Raw genomic sequence first — 2,057 nt, 5'->3', positions numbered from 1 at the left:
CGGGCAAGACCAGCATCAGGCTGGCGCCAGGATGGTGCCCTCGACTTGTTTCTGCCCAGTTGCAGGAAGGCCGGCAGTGCCGCACCGTGGGTCTGGTACATCTGCCCCTTGTAGCCCTGGTCATAGAGCGTGGTCTGCGGCAGCACGGTGGCGGCGCCCGGCGCAGCCACCAACACCGCATCAGGGTTGGCGGCCAGGATCTTCAGGGTCTGCGCGGTGACCGAGGTATCGGTGCGCTGGTAGCGCTCGTTGGCGACGATCTTGATATTGTTCTTGGCCGCCAGCTCGCCGAACACCTTGGCCCAGTTCTCGCCGAAGGGATCGTTGATGGTGATGAAGCCCACCGTCTTGACCTTGCTCTTGACCATCTGCGCTACCAGCGCATTGGCGATCAGGTCGTCGTTCTGGGTGGTCTTGAAGACCCATTTCTTTTGCTCGGTCATGGGCAGCACCACGGCCGCCGTGCCCACGGGGGCCAGCATCGGCACGCCCGCTTCGGCCACGAACGAGATCACACCCATGGCATTGGGCGAGCCACTGGGACCGATGATGGCGTCAACGTTGTATTCCGAGATCAGCTTCTTGACTTCGGTGACCGACTTGGTGGGATCGCTGGCGTCATCCAGCGAGATGTATTCGATCTTGAGGTCACCGGCCTTGGTCGGCAGCAGCGGCACGGTATTCTTTTGCGGAATGCCCACCAGCGAGACCGGACCGGTGGCCGAGCTCACCACGCCGATCTTGACCTGGGCCAAGGCAGAATTGCCAGCCAGAGCGGCGAGGGTCCCACAGCGGCCAGGACGGCACCGGCAATCAGACGTTTGTGCAGCATGTATTTCTCCCTTGTGGTTGAGATGATGGCGGACTTCCCCACGCCGCCACCGATCCGAGACAGCAGTACGGGTTCAGCGCATGTACAGACCGCCATTGATGTCCAGGCAAGCGCCAGTAGCCGAACCGGCATCGGGCGAAGCCAGCAGCAGCACGGCATCGGCGATGAAATCCGGCGCGCCCAGGGTCTTGACCGGAATGGTGGCGATGGTCGCGGCCAGCTTGTCGGCCGGTACGATCTCGCGCACGATGGGCAAGTCCAGCGGACCGGGCGAGATGGCGTTGACCGTGACACCGGAACCGGCCAGTTCACGCGCAAAGACCTTGGTCAAGGTCAGTACCGCGCCCTTGGCAGCGGCATAGTGGGCGCCGGTAGCCGTGCCCCCGTTCTGGCCGGCCAGCGAGGCGACGTTGATGATGCGACCGTAGCCCCGTTCGGCGAAGCGTTTGCCGAACACCTGACATGCAAGAAATGTGCCCTTCATGTTGATGGCGGTGACCTCATCCCACTCTTCGGGAGTGATCTCCATGAGCGCAGCCACGCGTGAGCGACCGGCATTGTTGACCAGCACCGTGGCGCCTCCCCAGCGCAATTCGATGGCGTCGCAGGCGGCGATGAAATCGGGCTTGCGGCGCACATCCAGCGCCAGCGGCATGGCCGTGGCACCGCTGGCGTCCAGGCTGGCGGCCACCGCCGAGACCTGTTCGAGATCGATGTCGGACAGCGCCACTTTGTAGCCGGCGGCGTGCATCTTGCGTGCGATGCTTTCACCGAGACCGCGTGCGGCGCCGGTGACCAGGGCAATCTTCTTGTCCATGTTCAGCCACCCTGGATGATCAGGGCGCGACCTACGCGGGCTTCGATCTTGCCGTACTTCCACAGGCGATGTTCCCCCACCATAGTGGTGCGGAACAGATTGCAGGCAGCCACCACCGTATCGAGGTCGGCCACATCGGCCATGATGTAGAAGGTCCAGGGGGCAGCGTCGGACTTGCCCACCATCAGGCGGTCGTCATCCATGGTGCCCAAGACCTTGATGCCGTCCATGGTGGCCAGGGCCGTCATCATCTGACCATAGGCCTGCCATACGGGACCGGTTTCGGTGGCGGGCAGGTCGAAGAAGTTTTGCGTCACGCCGACGCAGAAGAGGACGCGCAGCGGTTCTTTATCATTGCTTGGGACTTGGCTCATGGAGGCTCCGAACTGACAACTGACGAATGAAAAT

The 2,057-nt window shown here is 62.9% G+C and carries 2 protein-coding genes and 1 pseudogene; all 3 read right to left on the bottom strand.

What is annotated here, in order from left to right:
* Nucleotides 1-832, bottom strand: a pseudogene (locus I5W_RS23025) (ABC transporter substrate-binding protein); the annotation flags it as partial.
* A gap of 73 nt (nucleotides 833-905) precedes the next feature.
* The gene (locus I5W_RS23020; protein WP_017453207.1) at nucleotides 906-1,649 is read right to left on the bottom strand and encodes an SDR family NAD(P)-dependent oxidoreductase; all 744 of its coding nucleotides are present in this window, start codon (nucleotides 1,647-1,649) and stop codon (nucleotides 906-908) included.
* A gap of 2 nt (nucleotides 1,650-1,651) precedes the next feature.
* Nucleotides 1,652-2,023, bottom strand: coding sequence for a hypothetical protein (locus I5W_RS23015; protein ID WP_044530994.1), 372 nt, complete (start codon nucleotides 2,021-2,023; stop codon nucleotides 1,652-1,654).
* Nucleotides 2,024-2,057: the final 34 nt, after the last annotated feature.

Origin of the sequence: Herbaspirillum sp. B65 (genome assembly GCF_000333555.1) — a bacterium.
Taxonomy (GTDB): domain Bacteria; phylum Pseudomonadota; class Gammaproteobacteria; order Burkholderiales; family Burkholderiaceae_D; genus Herbaspirillum; species Herbaspirillum rubrisubalbicans.
Note: the sequence above shows the minus strand (reverse complement) of the source record. Positions and strands in the feature narration are given on the sequence as shown.